At 70.6% G+C, this 1,624-nt stretch carries 2 protein-coding genes; one reads left to right on the top strand and one right to left on the bottom strand.

All coding sequences use genetic code 11. The features are described 5' to 3' along the window. The coding region (locus VIB55_RS14095; RefSeq protein ID WP_331877291.1) for a PQQ-dependent sugar dehydrogenase at positions 1-773 on the top strand (773 nt) is incomplete at its 5' end. A 3-nt stretch (positions 774-776) separates the two neighbouring features. Here VIB55_RS14095 and VIB55_RS14090 read toward each other — a convergent pair. Then, complete coding sequence (locus VIB55_RS14090; protein ID WP_331877290.1) at positions 777-1,193, bottom strand: DUF6010 family protein; 417 nt, start codon at positions 1,191-1,193, stop codon at positions 777-779. Positions 1,194-1,624: the final 431 nt, after the last annotated feature.

Genomic DNA, 1,624 nt, shown 5'->3' with positions numbered 1-1,624 from the left:
GCGTGTCCGCCGACCGGAACGTGGCGGATCCGGCGTCGGCGTCGCTGGTGCTGCACGTCCGCCAGCCGTACAGCAACCACAACGGCGGCCTGGTGGCGTTCGGGCCGGACGGCATGCTGTACGTGGGCATGGGCGACGGGGGCGGCGGCGGCGACCCGGAAGAGGCCGGGCAGGACCCGCTGCAGCTGCTGGGCAAGCTGCTGCGCATCGACGTCGACGCCGTGCAGCCGTACGGAATGCCCGCCGGCAACCCGTACGCCGGGAAGTCCGGCGGGCGCGGCGAGATCTGGGCGCTAGGGATGCGCAACCCGTGGCGGTTTTCGTTCGATCACACGGCCAAGCTGCTGTACGTGGCCGACGTGGGGCAGAACCGGCTGGAGGAGGTGAACGTGGTGCCGGCGGGGCAGGCGGGGGTCAACTACGGGTGGGATGTGATGGAGGCGTCGGACTGCTTCGAACCCAGCACCGGGTGCCCGCGCGAGGGGCTGACGCTTCCCGTGCTGGAGTACACGCACGACGACGGCTGCTCCATCACCGGCGGCTTCGTGTACCGCGGCCAGGCCATTCCCGCGCTGCGGGGCCACTACCTGTACGCCGACTACTGCCAGGGATGGGTCCGCAGCTTCCGCTACGCCGACGGACAGGCCGTCGACAAGCGCTCGTATCCGCTCCCCGACATCGGCAACATCTCGTCCTTTGGCGAAGATTCGCAGCGCGAGCTGTACGTGGTCTCGCACCGGGGAACGGTCCACCGGCTCGCCCCGGCGACCTGAGCGTTAGGCGTAGAACAGGACGAGCGCGGCGACGGCGATGTCGAAACCGGCGCAGAACGGCGGAAACCAGCGGCGGATGCCCAGGCCCGGCGGGCGCGCGTGGTGGGCCACGTCCCACGCGGCATGCGCGCCGAAGCCCGCCGCCAGCCAGGTGGGAGACCACCAGAAGCTCAGCGCCGCCACAATGACCAGGAGCGCGCCAAACGCCCACTCGATCGCCAGCTTTCGCGTCGCGACCTCCGCCCGCAGCGCCGATCCCGTGTAGACGCCTCCGGTGAACGCCAGGATCAGCGCGAGCAGGTCGTACGCGCCATCGGGGTGATACATGAGGATGGCGATGAACGGCAGCGCCAGCACGACCCCGATCAGGGCGGGAATTGCGGGCGACCGGCGGTTCGTGGGATCAGGATGGGCGTGCATCCGCGGTTCTGTTCGTTGTCGATGATGAAGCTTGATGGAGCACGAGCGGCCCGCACGCGCACCAAACGTTGTCATCCTGCGGCCCAGGCGCACCGTACCTGCACGTAGCACACACTACGCGGGCCGAAGGATCTAGCCTGCGGCACTTCTCAGCCGGGGCGCGGCAGCGGCACGAAAACCCGAGCCGCGTTTCTTCGGACGCAGGGAACGGCGGGAACTTCGCTCGCGTCACACCTGGCCCGGCGCATGCCTCGGCGCCCCCCATCCCCAACCCTTCCCCCACAAACTGCGTGGGGGAAGGGAGCCAGCTCGGTGCGCGTCCGCCGGTGCGGAGCTTGGGCTGGCTACGCTGGCGGGCTTTGGTGCGGTTCGACGGCGCCTGCGCAGTCCCCGGCCGGGGGGGGGGGGGGGGGGGGGGGGGGGGGGGGGGG

Source organism: Longimicrobium sp., from assembly GCF_036554565.1.
Classification (GTDB): domain Bacteria; phylum Gemmatimonadota; class Gemmatimonadetes; order Longimicrobiales; family Longimicrobiaceae; genus Longimicrobium.
Note: the sequence above shows the minus strand (reverse complement) of the source record. Positions and strands in the feature narration are given on the sequence as shown.

What these genes read in the sequence shown, in the direction of transcription:
- VIB55_RS14090 (WP_331877290.1), bottom strand. Translation starts at nt 1,193, where the DNA reads ATGCACGCCCATCCTGATCCCACGAACCGCCGGTCGCCCGCAATTCCC.